This window comes from Shewanella sp., assembly GCF_041630135.1.
Taxonomy (GTDB): domain Bacteria; phylum Pseudomonadota; class Gammaproteobacteria; order Enterobacterales; family Shewanellaceae; genus Shewanella.
On record NZ_JBFKLW010000006.1, the window covers coordinates 75,860 to 91,595 of the forward strand.

14 protein-coding genes are annotated in these 15,736 nt (G+C 52.4%); 11 read left to right on the plus strand and 3 right to left on the minus strand.

From position 1 onward, the window contains the following. The first annotated feature begins 4 nt into the window (after nt 1-4). From ligA to ABYK60_RS03075, 11 genes are all read left to right on the plus strand, one after another. Complete coding sequence (gene ligA / locus ABYK60_RS03025; RefSeq protein WP_372870445.1) at nt 5-2,017, plus strand: NAD-dependent DNA ligase LigA; 2,013 nt, start codon at nt 5-7, stop codon at nt 2,015-2,017. A gap of 124 nt (nt 2,018-2,141) precedes the next feature. Continuing rightward, nucleotides 2,142-3,086, plus strand: a complete 945-nt coding sequence (locus ABYK60_RS03030) for a collagenase (protein WP_372870446.1) — start codon at nt 2,142-2,144, stop codon at nt 3,084-3,086. A gap of 138 nt (nt 3,087-3,224) precedes the next feature. Further along, nucleotides 3,225-3,704: a DUF2919 domain-containing protein gene (locus ABYK60_RS03035; RefSeq protein WP_372870447.1), complete on the plus strand. Its 480-nt coding sequence runs from the start codon at nt 3,225-3,227 to the stop codon at nt 3,702-3,704. A gap of 601 nt (nt 3,705-4,305) precedes the next feature. Continuing rightward, nucleotides 4,306-5,523 (plus strand): HD-GYP domain-containing protein, encoded by a 1,218-nt coding sequence (locus ABYK60_RS03040; RefSeq protein ID WP_372870448.1) that lies wholly within the window; start codon nt 4,306-4,308, stop codon nt 5,521-5,523. Between the two features lie 62 nt (nt 5,524-5,585). Next, complete coding sequence (locus tag ABYK60_RS03045; RefSeq protein ID WP_372870449.1) at nt 5,586-6,398, plus strand: SDR family NAD(P)-dependent oxidoreductase; 813 nt, start codon at nt 5,586-5,588, stop codon at nt 6,396-6,398. Between the two features lie 27 nt (nt 6,399-6,425). Next, nucleotides 6,426-7,028 (plus strand): thiol:disulfide interchange protein DsbA/DsbL, encoded by a 603-nt coding sequence (locus tag ABYK60_RS03050; protein ID WP_372870450.1) that lies wholly within the window; start codon nt 6,426-6,428, stop codon nt 7,026-7,028. Between the two features lie 266 nt (nt 7,029-7,294). Beyond that, nucleotides 7,295-7,561, plus strand: a complete 267-nt coding sequence (locus tag ABYK60_RS03055) for a DUF4212 domain-containing protein (protein ID WP_372870451.1) — start codon at nt 7,295-7,297, stop codon at nt 7,559-7,561. Nucleotides 7,562-7,572: 11 nt separating this feature from the next. Then, on the plus strand, nt 7,573-9,291 hold the full coding sequence (locus tag ABYK60_RS03060; protein ID WP_372870452.1) for a sodium:solute symporter family protein: 1,719 nt from the start codon (nt 7,573-7,575) through the stop codon (nt 9,289-9,291). A gap of 126 nt (nt 9,292-9,417) precedes the next feature. Next, complete coding sequence (locus ABYK60_RS03065) at nt 9,418-11,265, plus strand: DUF294 nucleotidyltransferase-like domain-containing protein (protein ID WP_372870453.1); 1,848 nt, start codon at nt 9,418-9,420, stop codon at nt 11,263-11,265. Then, nucleotides 11,265-11,960: an exonuclease domain-containing protein gene (locus ABYK60_RS03070; RefSeq protein ID WP_372870454.1), complete on the plus strand. Its 696-nt coding sequence runs from the start codon at nt 11,265-11,267 to the stop codon at nt 11,958-11,960. Before ABYK60_RS03065 ends, ABYK60_RS03070 begins: the two co-directional genes overlap by 1 nt. An 80-nt stretch (nt 11,961-12,040) precedes the next feature. Beyond that, nucleotides 12,041-12,631: a hypothetical protein gene (locus tag ABYK60_RS03075; RefSeq protein ID WP_372870455.1), complete on the plus strand. Its 591-nt coding sequence runs from the start codon at nt 12,041-12,043 to the stop codon at nt 12,629-12,631. Between the two features lie 66 nt (nt 12,632-12,697). Here ABYK60_RS03075 and ABYK60_RS03080 read toward each other — a convergent pair whose 3' ends face one another. From ABYK60_RS03080 to ABYK60_RS03090, 3 genes are all read right to left on the minus strand, one after another. Further along, complete coding sequence (locus ABYK60_RS03080; protein ID WP_372870456.1) at nt 12,698-13,762, minus strand: ketoacyl-ACP synthase III; 1,065 nt, start codon at nt 13,760-13,762, stop codon at nt 12,698-12,700. A gap of 87 nt (nt 13,763-13,849) precedes the next feature. Further along, the gene (locus ABYK60_RS03085; RefSeq protein WP_372870457.1) at nt 13,850-14,521 is read right to left on the minus strand and encodes a GntR family transcriptional regulator; all 672 of its coding nucleotides are present in this window, start codon (nt 14,519-14,521) and stop codon (nt 13,850-13,852) included. A 113-nt stretch (nt 14,522-14,634) separates the two neighbouring features. Then, nucleotides 14,635-15,736 (minus strand): aldehyde dehydrogenase (NADP(+)) (locus ABYK60_RS03090; protein ID WP_372870458.1); only part of this gene is annotated, 1,102 nt, incomplete at its 5' end.

Here is a 15,736-nt window from a genome sequence, read left to right on the forward strand (position 1 = left end):
CATCATGCAAGCCAAAGCTGAAATTCAACGTCTAACCGCTGAAATCAACCGCCACAACATTGCCTACTATGTGCAGGATGCGCCCAGCATTCCCGATGCTGAATACGACAGGCTGATGAACCAGCTTAAAGCGTTGGAAGCCGAGCACCCAGAGCTGGCCGAGCCTGATTCGCCTACACAGCGTGTCGGGGGCGCCGCCCTTGATAAGTTTGAGCAGGTCAGTCACTTAAAACCGATGCTGAGCCTAGATAACGCCTTTGATGAAGCCGACTTTATCGCCTTTGATAAGCGATTGAGCGACAAGGTTGGCCCTCAGGTTTACTGCGCAGAACCCAAGCTCGATGGCCTCGCGGTCAGCCTGATTTACCGTAATGGTCTGCTGGAGCGGGCAGCCACCCGTGGTGATGGTGCCGTGGGAGAAGATATCAGCGTCAATGTGCGTACCATCAAGTCGGTGCCGCTGCGGCTGCAGGGCGATGATATTCCGGCTTTGGTGGAGGTGCGCGGCGAAGTCTTTATGCCAAGGGCTGCCTTTGATGCGCTCAACGACAGGGCTCGGGCAAAGGGTGACAAACTGTTTGTTAACCCGCGCAATGCCGCAGCGGGCAGCCTGCGTCAGCTCGACAGCAAGATAACCGCCGAGCGCTCACTGGCGTTTTACGCCTATGCCCTTGGCGTAGTGCAGGACGATAACGGCGTTGATTTAACGTTGGCTCCTACACACAAGGGGCAGCTGGAGCGCTTATCGGACTTTGGCCTGCCGGTGAGCAAGGAAGTAAAACTCTGTGAAGGCCTTGCCGAGGTGATGGCATATTACGCAGATATCCTCGAACGTCGAGACCGGCTTGCCTTTGAAATTGATGGTGTGGTGATCAAGGTTAACGATATTGACGCTCAGCAGCAGCTGGGGTTTGTAGCCCGGGCGCCGCGCTGGGCTATTGCCTTTAAGTTTCCGGCACAGGAAGAAATGACTCTGCTGGAAGGGGTTGATTTTCAGGTGGGCCGTACCGGCGCAGTGACGCCGGTAGCACGCTTGCAGCCTGTGTTTGTGGGCGGCGTGACCGTATCCAATGCCACGTTGCACAATGGGGATGAAATCGCCCGCCTTGGGGTGAAGATTGGCGATACCGTGATTATTCGCCGCGCCGGTGATGTTATTCCGCAAATTGTGGCCGTAGTGCCGGAGCGTCGTCCGGAAGGAGCGCAGGATATTGTTTTTCCAGATAATTGCCCCGTCTGCGGCTCCCTGGTGGAACGTATCGAAGGTGAGGCTGTGGCACGCTGCAGCGGTGGACTTTTCTGTGAAGCCCAGCGCCGCGAAGCCATTAAACACTTTGCATCCCGCAAAGCCATGTATATCGATGGTATGGGTGACAAGGTGGTTGAGCAACTTATCGACAAGGAGCTGGTGGCAAGCCCGGCGGATCTGTTTAAGCTCAATGTGTCCAAACTGACCATGCTTGAGCGTATGGGCACCAAGTCAGCCACCAATCTGGTGGCCGCCATTGAAGCTGCCAAAGCCACCACGTTGGCCAAGTTTCTGTATGCACTGGGTATTCGCGAAGTAGGGGAGGCCACAGCTGCCAACCTGGCGAGACATTTTCTTACCCTGGATGCCATTAAGGGCGCTGATGTGGAGGCGCTGATGCAGGTGGAAGACGTGGGCACTGTAGTGGCTCAGCATGTGGCGCACTTTTTTGCCCAGCCCCATAACCTTGAAGTGATTGATGGGCTTGTGGCTGCAGGCGTGAACTGGCCTGCCATCGAAAAGCCTGCGGCAGATGCACAGCCGCTGCTGGGACAGACCTGGGTGCTAACCGGCACCCTGACCAGTCTTGGCCGCACCGAAGCCAAGGCTAAACTTGAAGCTCTGGGGGCCAAGGTGGCCGGCAGTGTGTCAAAGAACACCCACTGTGTGGTCGCCGGGGAGGCTGCGGGGTCAAAGCTTGCCAAGGCCCAGGAGTTGGGTATAACTGTGCTGGATGAGGCTGGCCTGATAGATTTAATAGGTCTCTGATCTGATTTAAAAATGTTTCCAGTTGAAAAAACGTCAACTTAAAGTTGGCGTTTTTTGTTGCCTGAATTAATGAAATAAAATATACAATATCCTGTAACATAAAAATAACAACCGGAGAACACACATGCACTCACCCAAGTCCCTCATCGCCGCAGGTTTACTGCTGGCACTCACCAGTACGGTTTCCTACGGCAAGGGCCGCCCTGGTACCAACCCCACCGAGCCTGCCGATCCTGATGTGGTTTTGCCTATCCGTGTGGATTGCAGCGCCACCATTAATCTGTGGGCGCAGGACATGACCGATCCGCAAATTGCCGATACCTGTGCGCAGCTCTCAAGCCAGGAAGCGGATTTTCACCAGAGAATGCAAACCTTTGGTGTGCCGGTGGCAGACGATTACAACGACAGCCTCCGGGTTGTGGTGTTCGATAATTACAACCAGTATGACAAGTACGGCTACGAGCTTTTCAATATCAATACCAATAATGGCGGTGTCTATATCGAAGGTAACCCTGCCGATGTGAACAACCAGGCGAGTTTTTATGCCCATGAAGCAGACTGGCTGCTGCCTGAGTTTGAAATATGGAACCTGCGCCATGAGTATATTCACTACCTGGAGGGGCGCTTTGTCAGTTACGGCGGCTTTAATTTCTACCCAAATAAGATGGTGTGGTGGGCTGAAGGCCTGGCAGAATATCTCTCCCTTGGCACAGAGAACGCCACGGCGGTGAATCTGGCGATCAATACCCGCGCCAATCGCAGGCCAACATTGGCGACCATCTTTTCGACCTCTTACCGCGATGGTACCGACAGGGTGTATCGCTGGAGTTATCTGGCAATTCGTTTCCTGTTTGAGCGTCACGAAGCTGAAGTGCTGGCCATGACAGAGCATCTGAAACACAATCAGTTTGCCAGCTATGATGCTGCCCTGAGCAGCTTCGCTGCCAACTATCAGGCTGAATTTGCAGAGTGGATTAATACACTGGCACCGCAAAAGGCCTCGGCATTGGACAGCAAGCGCGAGCAGATGCTGCTGCGCCATACTGAGCACAAAGCTCGCAAGCCTTAAGTAGGGTTACAATAACTTCGCGAACAGGATTCCTACACCTATTAAAGGCCCGCCGATGCGGGTCTTTGTTTTTCTCAGGCCTTGAATCCTGGCTATCTTGCCCCCAATTCAGGGGAAAGACATGATGTGGAGCACACTTTGCTCAAGTTCGAACATATTCGCTGGGTAGATGATAAAGGCCATATCAAACCGCCGCTGGGACTGTATTTGCTGCTGACCTTTCTGGCCCGAGCCTGGGTGGTGTTTGTGGCCTCGCTGACCCAATTTAGCGACAGGGCAGGGTTGGTGCGGCTGTTTTACCCACAAAAAGAAACCTTCTTGCTGGCGCTTGCCAGTGGGTTTGGCGCTGTGCTGGTGTACGGCATCATTCTGCTTGAGCGAAAATCCAGGCCCAACTGGCTAAGGCCATTATTCGATCGTATGAAATGGTTGCTGTGGCTACTGTTGCTGCTGGATGGTGCCGTGCTGTTGGTGCGGCTTGCCACCAGTGGCTATTTGTTTTCCTGGACGGCGGCTTTCGATGCTTTGTTGATTTTCTGGTTTGCTATTTACCTGCTGAAATCTGAGCATCTACGCCTGTATTTAACCGACTGGCAGCGGCCTGTAATAGTGCAATAACTGACGTAATAAACTATGTCATAAGCTGCGTTATTTACTGTGCAATAACCGCTAACCGAACTTTCATTCCCGTTTATGGGCGCTGTGCGCCCATTTCCCGCTTATCCACTGTCAGCTTCATGTCTCGCGAGTTTCGCTTGAATTGGTTTAAATCCGGCTTGTGGCCGCTTTCCAGTCTGAGCATCACGCTTGTTGGCAATCAGCATAAAAAAGGCGCTGCAAAGCAGCGCCGAAAATTGGCTGGTGACAGGGCAAATACAGCAACCCGGACACCGCTGACCAACAAAAGGAATGTAACCTGAGTCTTGGGCAAAGCCCTTAACAAAGGACAATTGACAGCAACACAAACCACCGCAGGGCTCGGGGTGCGCAACACCGCGGCAGTGGCGTTACTTTCTCATTTTTGGATAATGTATACAATAAAATGTTGTTTAATTAAAAATTACTCATCTTGGTTCATAAAATTTGCTTTTGATGTGCAATGTAGCCCTGGAAAATTTGCTATAACGCTTTTATAGAATTACGCTTTTATTTCATAGTATTGGAGTGCGCTACATTTCGCCTGGAAAGTCAGGGATCCGCACCAAAGTGGAGGCTCGGATTGGCCAAAAACAAACCTGTTTCAATTCCTGTTTCAGAACTGCGGCTTGGTCTTACGGTCAAGCTACCCCTGTCTTGGACCGAACACCCGTTTTTAATCAATCGGATAGAATTAAAAGACCCGGGGCAAATTGAAGTGATCCGGGGCTTGAAAGTTGAGCATGTGTTGGTTTTGGCGGGGACTGAACTACTGGATGAAGATGTTCCCCAGCAAGAATCAGACGCAGATGACCACGAAGCTGATGAAGAGCTTCCGGTTGAACGGGATATAAAGCGTGAGGCCCGGGTGGCCATTCGTAAGAGTCAAAAACGTTTTCTGGATTGTATCAATGAAAGCCGCAGCTTGGTCAGTAAACTGGCCAGTGATCCTGAGGGGGCTTACCGACTATCCGCCACCCTTGTCGAGCAGATGCTGGAACATCTGTTTGAGCAGGAGGCTTCTTATCTGGCATTGGTCACGGCAGGTGAAGAGTCGTTTTCGGTCACCCAACATGGGATCAGTGTTGCTGTACTCTCCTTGATGATTGCCAAAGCGCTGGACATGTCCAAAATGGAGATGCGCGATATAGCACTGGGGGCATTGGTGCACGACATCGGTAAGCTCAGGGTACCGGATAACATCCGGCGCAAGCGTGGCGCCCTGACTCAGCAAGAAACCAACTTTATGAATCAACACCCCAACTACGGCCATGAAATGCTTAGCCGCAGCGGGCTATTTCCTGAACAAGTGCTTCATATTGTGCGGCATCATCATGAGTTTATTGATGGCACGGGTTTCCCGGACGGAATCAAAGGCAACAAGATCCCCAAGACGACACAGATTGTTGCGCTGGCCAATGATTTTGAATTGCAATTGACAGCCTTGAGCATCGCATCTCCTCAGGTTGCGTTGGGATATTTATTCAAGAATCGAGTCGGTAAACACGATGAAGCGTTAATATCGACGTTAGTGAAAGTGTTGGGTATTTATCCACCCGGTACTCTGGTGCAGCTCACTGACGGTAATATCGGTAAAGTGATGATGACCACCAGTGAAGTGAAACAGCCTCAGGTATGGGCATGTAACCCAGCGGGGGGCTCGCCCGGTTTGAGGATATTGATGAATGAAGATGTGAGCATTGAAAAAGTGTTGAAGGTTGAGGAATTGTCAGAAGCGGCCATGAGGACTTTACAGGCCGCTGCCCCCATCAATTTTTATTTTGCCGCCCTCGAGTCTTGAGTTTTCCAAACTCTTGCGTATCCTGAATTCCTTATAAAGTGCGGTCAGGGAATTCGGTGTTAATGTCTGATATTAAATCTGTTTCCATCATAGGGTGCGGTTGGTTCGGTTTGCCGCTCGCCAAAAAACTGCTCATGGCCGGTTTGTCGGTGAAAGGTTGTAAGCGAACCCCAGAGGGTGTGGATGAGATCAGGGCGATGGGGGTTGAGGCTTATCGCCTCGATTTACAGGAGGATGCGCCTGTGCCTGAGTCACTGTTACAGGCCGACTGCCTTATTATCAATTTGCCACCCGGGATCCGCCGTGGCGATACCGACTATCTTGAGCGACTGGCCAAACTCAAGGATGCCCTGACCACCATCCCCAAGCGGCTGTTATTTATCAGTACCACCGGAGTGTACCCCGATTTGCCCGCTGTGTTGGATGAAGGTGACGCCAGTGCGCATTCGCCCGGCGCTGCCATCTTGCTTGGCGCCGAAGCGCTGTTTGCCGGACTGAATACCACAGTGGTGCGTTTTGCCGGGCTCGTAGGCCCGGGGCGTCATCCAGGGCGTTTTTTTGCTGGGAGAACCGACGTCAGTGGCGGCGCCTTGCCAGTGAATATTGTGCACCTGGATGACTGTCTTAGCGCCGTTCAGGCTTTGATTGCAGCGCCGTCCATTGGCCGCTGCTACAACCTCTGCGCCCCCGGTCATCCTTCCAAACAGACGTTTTACACCGAAGCGGCCCGCAGCGGTGGTTTTGCGCTGCCGCAATTTGCCGCCGATAACGGCAACGGTAAAGTGATAGATGGCAGCTTAATTTGCCGTGAACTTGGGGTTCACTACCGCTATGCCGATCCTCTGGCGATGCTCGTTGAGGCCGGGGCATTTTAATAATAATTGACATCAGGAATAAGATTCATGGTTAAGCAATTGAAGGCGCTGGGATTAGTGGCAGGACTGGTACTGTCGGCATCCACCTTTGCCAGCAGTTTTGAAGAGGGTAAGCATTACGTTAAGGTTGACGGCTTTGCTGAGTCCCACGCGCCTGTAGTGCGTGAGTTTTTCTCGTACAACTGCCCCCATTGTTATCGTTTCGACCACACCATGGATGAAGCCGTTAAGCTGCTGGGCAAAAAAGTGGGCTTTGAGCGCACGCCAGTGGCCGGCGTAAGACCCGATTGGAAGCTGAGTCAGCTTGCTTATTATGTGGCGCAGAAGTTTCAGGTAACTGAGCAGACACACTTGCCCATTTTCAAACAGGTACAACAGGTCGCTCCATTTCGTGATGAAGCCGATGTGAAGCAGTTTTTTATCGCGCAGGGGCTGAAGGCAGAAGCCATTGAACAGGCACTGAGCTCTACTGATCGACAGTTTACCCTGATGGGATTTGACAGTCAGACTGAACTGGCGGGGATCCGCGGTGTCCCCAGCGTACTGGTGAACGGCAAATACATGCTGAACGTACAGGGACTCAATAGTGAGCAGCTGGCCGAGCTGGTGAGATACGTTGCCGAACTCTGAGTTTTTCTGTCATAGCAAACGCCCGGCTTGTCCGGGCGTTTCTGTTTGTTAGCGGCTTGTTAGACCTAGGTCGCACTCAAGCTGGAAAAATTGCATTTACTAAATTGTGATATTTTGGAATTAGTTGTTATTAAACAAATATATAACGTTACATTGGTGCGGTTCGCAATCACCACTTAGACTAAGGTCGTGATTGAGGTCACACTCTGCCTTGTTAGATTAACCCTGACTTAACTTAATTATTAAAACACAGGGGAGTCACTACTATGGCATTCGAAAGCAACGAAAAGGCTCAAGGCTACTGGCGCGAAAACCTTCGCCTGGTGGTCAGTCTGCTGGCAGTTTGGTTTGTCGTTTCCTATGGATTCGGCATTCTGTTGGTGGATGTACTTAATCAAATCACCTTTATGGGTTTCAAACTGGGTTTCTGGTTTGCTCAGCAGGGTTCCATGTACGTGTTCGTGGCGCTGATTTTCATTTACGCCATGAAGGCGAACGCACTCGATAAAAAATATAACGTTCACGAAGACTGAGGAGCACTGCAATGGATGTTCAAACTCTGACATACCTGATAGTGGGGCTTTCTTTTGCCCTTTATATCGGTATTGCGATCTGGTCACGTGCCGGCTCAACCAAAGAATTTTACGTTGCCGGTGGCGGCGTTCCCCCTGTGATGAATGGTATGGCGACTGCGGCTGACTGGATGTCTGCAGCGTCATTTATTTCGCTGGCCGGTATCGTATCCTTTGTGGGCTACGATGGCTCAGTGTACCTGATGGGCTGGACCGGTGGTTACGTGCTGCTGGCGCTGTGTATGGCCCCCTACCTGCGTAAGTTTGGTAAGTTCACTGTGCCTGACTTCATCGGTGAGCGTTATTACTCTCAGGCCGCGCGTACCGTGGCCGTGGTCTGTGCCATCTTTATCTGCTTTACCTATATTGCAGGTCAGATGCGCGGTGTGGGCGTGGTATTCTCCCGCTTCCTCGAAGTAGACGTAGATACAGGCGTGTACATTGGTATGGCTGTGGTGTTCTTCTACGCTGTACTTGGCGGCATGAAGGGCATTACCTATACCCAGGTTGCCCAGTACTGTGTACTTATCTTCGCCTTTATGGTGCCTGCTATCTTTATCTCTGTCATGATGACTGGCCACATACTGCCACAGGTAGGTTTTGGTGCTGAGCTGATTGATGCCGCCGGAAATGGTACTGGAATGTATCTGCTGGATAAGCTCGATGGCCTGCAGGCTGAGCTTGGTTTCTCCCAGTACACCGAAGGTTCAAAGAGCATGATTGACGTGTTCGCCATTACTGCCGCTCTGATGGTGGGTACTGCCGGTCTGCCGCACGTTATTGTTCGCTTCTTTACCGTACCAAAAGTAAAAGATGCCCGTTCAAGTGCCGGTTGGGCGCTGGTGTTTATTGCCATCATGTACACCACTGTACCTGCACTGGCAGCCTTCTCCCGCGTGAATATGATTGAGACTATCAACGGTCCAGAGTCCACTGGTGTGGCCTATGAGACAGCACCTCAGTGGATTAAAAATTGGGAAAAGACAGGTCTTATCACCTGGGATGACAAGAACGGCGATGGCAAGATGTACTACGCCAAAGGCGATACCAATGAAATGACAATTGACCGTGACATCATGGTGCTGGCCACCCCTGAAATTGCCAATCTGCCAGCCTGGGTTATCGCTCTGGTTGCCGCAGGTGGTTTGGCTGCAGCATTGTCGACATCTGCCGGTCTGCTGCTGGTTATCTCAACCTCGGTATCCCACGATTTGATGAAGAAAGGCTTTGCGCCCAATATCTCCGATAAACAGGAGCTGTTGTATGCCCGAATCGCAGCGGCCGTGGGTATCGTGATTGCCGGTTACTTCGGTATCAACCCACCCGGTTTTGTGGCGGCGGTAGTGGCATTTGCCTTCGGTCTGGCGGCATCCTCGCTGTTCCCTGCCATCGTTATGGGTATCTTCTCCAAGAAGATGAATAAAGAAGGCGCTATTGCCGGCATGGTGGTGGGTCTTGCATTCACTGCTGCCTACATCATCTATTTCAAGTTCGTGAATCCTGCTGCCAACGTAGCCGACAACTGGTTGTTTGGGATCTCTCCTGAAGGTATTGGTATGATTGGGATGATGATTAACTTTGCAGTGGCTGTTGTGGTGGCCAAGCTGACCGCAGCAGTACCTACCCATGTGGAAGAAATGGTCGAAGCCATTCGTTTCCCCAAAGGCGCAGGTGGGGCCTCTGATCACTGATATGTGTTGATGTGTAAATTAAAAAAGCGGTGCCTTCGGGTGCCGCTTTTTACTTAGGTCGAATAGTGACTTCTCGACACGCTGCCTTATAGTGGGAGCAGATAAGCCCATAAATGGATGATTTTTATGGATGCCAGCGAAATACAGCCGCTGATGCAGTTTCTTGAGCAATTGGTTCCCTTTGACTCTTTGTCGCAGGATTTACTGTCGACCAGTGTCAGGGCGCTGAGCGTGGGTTACTACAGCAAAACCATGGGCCATGTGCCACTGGATGCTGAACACCCGCAGCTTTATATCGTTCGCAGCGGTGCCTTTGAAGTGCGTGATGCTGAAGGTGAATTGGTCGACAGGTTGGGGGAGGGCGACTTTTTCGGCTTTCCGTCATTGCTATCCGGTGAAGCCGTCTCCAACAAGGTGGCTATTCTGGAAGATGGCCTAGTCTATCACCTCGACCCTGACACCTTTAACCGCCTCAGGCAAGAAAGCCGCGAATTTGATCGCTTTTTCAACCGTGCTTTTGCCAAACGTATGCGCCATCAGGCGAGGTTTAAGGCCAAAGAACTCACCACTACCAGTCGCATCAGTTCACTGATGACAGGCTCGCCACTCTCCATTGATTGCAATCACAGCATACGTCAGGCAGCGGTAATGATGCGCGATGCGCGGGTATCGTCGCTGCTGGTGACTGATAACCACAGGCTGTGCGGTATTATCACTGACAGAGATCTGCGTAATCGGGTGCTTGCCGAGGGACTGGATGCAGCGCTGCCGGTGCATCAGGCAATGACCCGCAATCCGGTGACCATCAGCGCCAGTGCACTGGTGTTTGAAGCCATGCTGGCCATGAGTGAGCGCAATATTCATCATTTGCCGGTACTTGAGGGGGATTCACCCGTTGGGGTAATTTCCAGTACAGATATCCTCAGAAGTCAGGGTTCTACGCCGCTGATGCTGATTGGCGAAATCGAGCGCCAGCGTGATGTGCCCAGCCTTATTGCGGTCAGTAAAAAAATTCCGGAACTTTTACAAAGTCTTATCAGCGCTGATGCCAGAGCGGAAGAGATAGGTCGTGTATTGACGTCAGTGACAGACGCACTGACCCGCAGGTTGATTGTGCTCAATCAGCAAATCCTGGGCGAAGCGCCGATGGCGTTTTGCTGGTTGGCTTTTGGCTCCCAGGGCCGGCAGGATCAGGCGGCCTGTTCGGATCAGGATAATGGCATGTTGCTCGCCGCCGAGCCTGATGAGCAAGCTGCTGGCTATTTTGAGGCCCTTTCCAAGGCCGTTTGCGCCGGGCTTAACGAATGCGGCTATGTATTTTGCCCGGGCGATATCATGGCTCAGAACCCCAAATGGCGGATGTCGCTGCATCGTTGGCAGCAGGTATTTGATAAGTGGGTAAAGGCGCCCGATCCCAAGGCGTTGATGCACGCCTCCATCTTTTTTGACATGCGGCCGGTATTTGGCCCGCAAACCCTGTTCGATGCGTTGCAGGACAAGGTGCTCGCCGGCACAAAAGATAACGATATCTTTCTTGCCGGTATGGCGGGCAATAGCCTTAAGGAGTCGCCACCACTGGGCTTTTTCCGCAAATTTGTGCTCGAGCGTGATGGCAGCGAAGTGAAGGGCATAGATTTAAAACATAAAGGCAATGCGCTTATCAATGATATTGCCAGGGTGTACGCGCTGTCGGCTGGCATTAAAGAGGTGAATACCGCCAAGCGGATCCGTGCCCTGATGGAGCTTGGGGTGATTGGCCGTAAAGATGCGCTTAATCTTGCGGATGCCCATGAATTTATCGCCCATATGCGGCTTGCCAATCAGGGCGTGCAGCATCAGCAGGGCCTGGCGGTCAGCAATTTTCTCAAACCTCAACAGCTCTCCTCTTTGGTGCGTCATCAACTGCGGGATGCTTTTAAAGTAGTGCACGATGCCCAGTCCGGACTTCGGCTTAAATTTATGCGGAGCTTTTAATGGTATCCGGTGCCCTGGTGCGGCCAAGGCTGTGGTGGAAAAGTCGCGGCTTGTCGACTGCGGCGGAGCCGACACTTAAACGTCTGCTGGACAGTCAACGTGCGCTGCTGGGTAAACCGCTGGGGCAATTGCCACTGCTGGCACTGGATTTGGAGATGACCGGGCTCAACCCGTTGCAGGATCAGATCCTGTCGATTGGCGTGGTACCCATCGACAATGGTCAGGTGAACTTAGCCGGTGCAGCAAGCATTCTGGTGGAGATTGATGGTAGTGTCGGCCAAAGCGCTGCCATTCATGGCATTACCGACCGTGAGCTTGCCGGTGCCTTATCACTTGGTGAAGCCATGGCATGGCTGGTGAGTAAACTTGAAGGCCGTATTGCCCTGGCCCATCATGCACCCCTTGATCTGGGGTTTATCCGTGAAGGAATAAAGTGCAGTTATGGCTCTCATTTGCCATTGCTGGCCATTGATACGCTGCAAATTGAGCGCAGCCGCTTGCTGCGGGGCCAGGAAGTGCTTAAAGAGGGCAGTCTTCGCCTTGGCGCAAGCCGCGACCGCTACGGTTTGCCTGTTTATCACGCCCACAATGCCCTGACCGATGCGCTCTCCTGTGCCGAGTTGTTTTTGGCACAATTGGCATGTATGGGCGCGCAAACCCAGAGCGCCGATCCCTATCTGCTGCTGTGCGATTAATACTCTCTTACAGATTTTCAGTCTCATTTCAGCGCAATTGATTTTAATCTCAATGTATTGAACCTGATGGGAGAGAGCCCATGCCTTTACCCCTGCTGTGGATTGGCGGCGCCGCGCTTGGGGCGCTGGCGGTGGCGGATGCCCGAGAAGCGCGTAAAACGTTGCAACGTCGCCGAGCCAGTGGTCTGACTGAGCTTAAACATACTGACAAGGCTACTGTGCTTCATCCCAGCAGCTGGCAAAGTGGCGGCAAAAAGACAGCCCCCCAGCCCGGTGCACTGATGTGCTGTTATGTCTACGGGGTGATTGAGCACACCGGCATCTATCTCGGTGATGGCCTGATAGCCGAGCTACACGGCAGTGGACTTATCCGCGCGGTATCGGCGCAGCGTTTTTTACATGGCCGCACCGGTAGCCATATTTTTGTTGCTGCGGATGCCAACCATGAGTGCCTGGCCCATGAAATGGCCGCAGAGCGGGCGGCAGCTTGTTTGTATCAATATCGCAATTATGATTTGCTCGAAAATAACTGCCACAGGTTCGTTTGGGGTTGCATCAGCGCGCAAGACTGTGAAATCAATGGCTTCAGCGACCTTAATCGCCTCGTTGCCAAGTTTTATGGCAAAGCCATTTATTGGGATGAAGCCAGCTTGGATTACCAGCCGGATTAATGCCGGCGACGGGCCACACTAACAAAAAAGCCACCCTAAGGTGGCTTTTAACAGCAATGACCCAGATTACTTGCAGAAGTAATTTACTGCACGGCGAACCAGCTCAACGCCGGTTTCTTCGCAGGGAGGTAACTCGGCATCAGAGACTGATATTGGCGTTACCCGCTCACCCCATTTGAGAGCCACAGCTGCTGAGGTCAAACCGGCACCAAAGGCGCACGACAAAATAGTATCGTTTGGCTTAATAAGCCCTTTTTCCAGTGCGTCACAAATGGCGATAGGGATAGTGGCGGCAGAGGTGTTGCCATAGTTGGCAATATTCACAAAGGCTTTTTCCTTTGGAATACGCATTTTGCTCACCAGGGTGTCGATAATACGTTCGTTGGCCTGATGAGGGATCACCAAGTCCACATCGTCTTTCGACAGACCGCATTTTTCCAGTACCTGAGCACTGAGTTTGCCCATGCCGTTGATGGCGCGCTTGAAGATTTCCTGGCCATCGAATTGGATATAGAAATCCAGCGATTCTGGGCTGAATCGGTCCATGGCAGTACCGAAACCGGCTTTGAGGATATCGCGGCCATCGGGGTCGTTGTTCAGTTCATAGCCCAGTACGCCGCCCGGTACGTCGCTGGCTTCAACCACCACGGCACCGGCACCGTCACCGAACAGCACCGCAGTTTCACGGCGAGACCAGTCCAAATAGAAGGTCAGGCGTTCGGCGCCAACCACCAGTACTTTCTTGCACTGGCCGCTTTTGATTTGCGAGCTGGCAAGACCCAAACCGTAGAGGAAGCCGGAACAGGCGGCATTAATGTCAAAGGCCGCGCAGCGAGCTCCTACATTGGCCTGCACTGTAGAGGCAATGTTTGGGATCAGGGTGTCAGGGCTTGCGGTGGCCAGAATAATCATGTCCAGTTCACTGCCGTCAATACCTGCCGCAGCGAGGGCTCGCTTTGCGGCAACACTGGCGAGTTCTGAAGTATTTACGTGGCTGACATGGCGCTGACTTATGCCGGTTCTGGGTTTTATCCATTCATCAGAGGTATCGATAAAGGTGGCCAGATCATGGTTGGTCAGCACGGCAGGGGGTACACATTTGCCCCAACCGGTAATAGTGGCGTACTGCATAAATTTCTCTCAAACAAAAAAGGCAGAGTCAGGATCTGCCTTGTATATCTGACAACAAAGCTTATAGCGTAAGCGTGTCGTCCTTGGTTATTTCACCTGCTCAGCAACCAAAACACGGATAGCACCAGCGGCGTGCAGAATATGCTCTCGCAGCAGAGCTACTGCTTTTTCTGTGTTCCTCTGCTTGCAATATTGCAACAGATCTCTATGGTCTTGCTCGGCGCGGGGTATGCCGCCTGTCAGCAATAACTGCAGTCGAATATATCTGTCACAGTTGGTGTTAAGACCGTGCACCACTTCCAATGTATGGGGTCGGTCAGCAGCCTGATACAAGGTGGTGTGGAACTTGGTGTTGAGTTCAGCCCAACTGCCAATGGCGTCCTCTTGCTTGAACGCGGACTCCAGTTGTTCCAATACTTTTTCGGCCTGATTCAGATCCTCATCTTGCAGATTCGGGATGGCTTTTGCAAGCAAATCAGTCTCGATAAGCGCTCTGAGTTCAAACAATTCTGTCACCTGTGCGGCAGACAACTCAGTGGCGGTAGCGCCCTTGTGCGCCTCAAATTTTACCAGCCCTTCAGCTTCAAGTTGCAGCAGGGCTTCCCTGACCGGAATGCGACTGACGTTCAGTTCCTCGGCCAGTGCGCTCTGACGCAGAGGCTCTCCGGCGGCGATCTCCCCCGAGAGGATCTTTTCCCTAAGCACTTCTACAACGACCTGAGTGCGGGTTTTATGAACGATAGGCGTATTTCGACTCATTATTTATTCTTTATACCGAGGCTTTTTGATCGCCTAAGATTACCGCCAAAGAATACATAAATAAAGGGAAACCATGGGTTTCCCTTTATCAATTTCCTCGAAGTTCACTCAGTTCAAAATCGCTTTAGTCGAGGCGATGCCGATTTCAGCGCCTCAGGTAACAGGCTGTCCGGCATATTCTGGTAGCAGATAGGGCGCATAAAGCGTTTCATTGCCTCTGTACCTACCGATGTTGAGCGACTGTCGGTGCTTGCGGGATATGGGCCACCGTGATTCATCGCCCGCGCCACTTCAACGCCTGTGGGCATCTGATTGAAGATAATCCGGCCAACCTTAAAGCTAATGTGCTGGATGATGTCTTTAAAATCAGCAACTTCATCTGTCAGACCGTGAATACTGGCGGTGAGCTGTCCTGGCAAGGCGGCAATCAGAGCCCGCAACTCGGCTTTGGAGTCACACACTGCAACCAGGGCAAAGGGACCAAAGACTTCATCGAGCAGTTCGGGTTTTGCTATCAGCTTGGCTGCACTGATTTTTGCCAGCAGCGGCCGACTCTGGTGAGCTGCCTGTGCAGCCTGACCCTGGGCAAGGATATCCACTTCGCTGAGCATGGCTTCTACCGCGCTGTTGTAGGCGCTGCAAATGCCCTGACTTAACATGGCGCCAGCGCTTTGGGCGGTCAGCTTGTCTATCAGAGCGGCGAGGTACTCATCCAGCCCACTACCCTTAATAGTGATGATAAGCCCTGGGCTGGTGCAGAACTGACCATGGCCCATCATCATCGAATTAACCTGAGCTTCGGCCAGTGAGTTTGCATCTGTGGCCAGTTTACCCGGCAACAGTAGCTGCGGATTAACCGAACCAAGTTCGCCATAGAAGGGAATTGGCTCCGGGCGAAGGGCACAGCGGTCCGCCAGAATACGGCCTACCTTGAGCGAGCCGGTAAAACCAACGGCTTTCACCAAGGGGTGCTCGACCAGGGCGATTGAAAGTTCAGCTCTGGCGCCCTGAAGCAGTGAAAACAACCCCTTGGGCATGCCTGTTGCGTCGATGGCTCGTGCTATGGCGCGGGTAACCCGCTCGCTGGTGCCCGGATGAGCCGGATGGCCTTTGACGATAACGGCGCAACCAGCAGCGAGGGCCGAGGCGGTATCACCGCCGGCGGTGGAAAACGCCAGCGGGAAGTTGGACGCACCAAATACGGCGACCACACCA

Bases quoted from the DNA above. Each gene is read 5' to 3' on its own strand.
- ligA (WP_372870445.1), top strand. From the start codon at position 5: ATGCAAGCCAAAGCTGAAATTCAACGTCTAACCGCTGAAATCAACCGC.
- ABYK60_RS03030 (WP_372870446.1), top strand. From the start codon at position 2,142: ATGCACTCACCCAAGTCCCTCATCGCCGCAGGTTTACTGCTGGCACTC.
- ABYK60_RS03045 (WP_372870449.1), top strand. From the start codon at position 5,586: ATGTCTGATATTAAATCTGTTTCCATCATAGGGTGCGGTTGGTTCGGT.
- ABYK60_RS03050 (WP_372870450.1), top strand. From the start codon at position 6,426: ATGGTTAAGCAATTGAAGGCGCTGGGATTAGTGGCAGGACTGGTACTG.
- ABYK60_RS03055 (WP_372870451.1), top strand. From the start codon at position 7,295: ATGGCATTCGAAAGCAACGAAAAGGCTCAAGGCTACTGGCGCGAAAAC.
- ABYK60_RS03060 (WP_372870452.1), top strand. From the start codon at position 7,573: ATGGATGTTCAAACTCTGACATACCTGATAGTGGGGCTTTCTTTTGCC.
- ABYK60_RS03065 (WP_372870453.1), top strand. From the start codon at position 9,418: ATGGATGCCAGCGAAATACAGCCGCTGATGCAGTTTCTTGAGCAATTG.
- ABYK60_RS03070 (WP_372870454.1), top strand. From the start codon at position 11,265: ATGGTATCCGGTGCCCTGGTGCGGCCAAGGCTGTGGTGGAAAAGTCGC.
- ABYK60_RS03075 (WP_372870455.1), top strand. From the start codon at position 12,041: ATGCCTTTACCCCTGCTGTGGATTGGCGGCGCCGCGCTTGGGGCGCTG.
- ABYK60_RS03080 (WP_372870456.1), bottom strand. From the start codon at position 13,762: ATGCAGTACGCCACTATTACCGGTTGGGGCAAATGTGTACCCCCTGCC.
- ABYK60_RS03085 (WP_372870457.1), bottom strand. From the start codon at position 14,521: ATGAGTCGAAATACGCCTATCGTTCATAAAACCCGCACTCAGGTCGTT.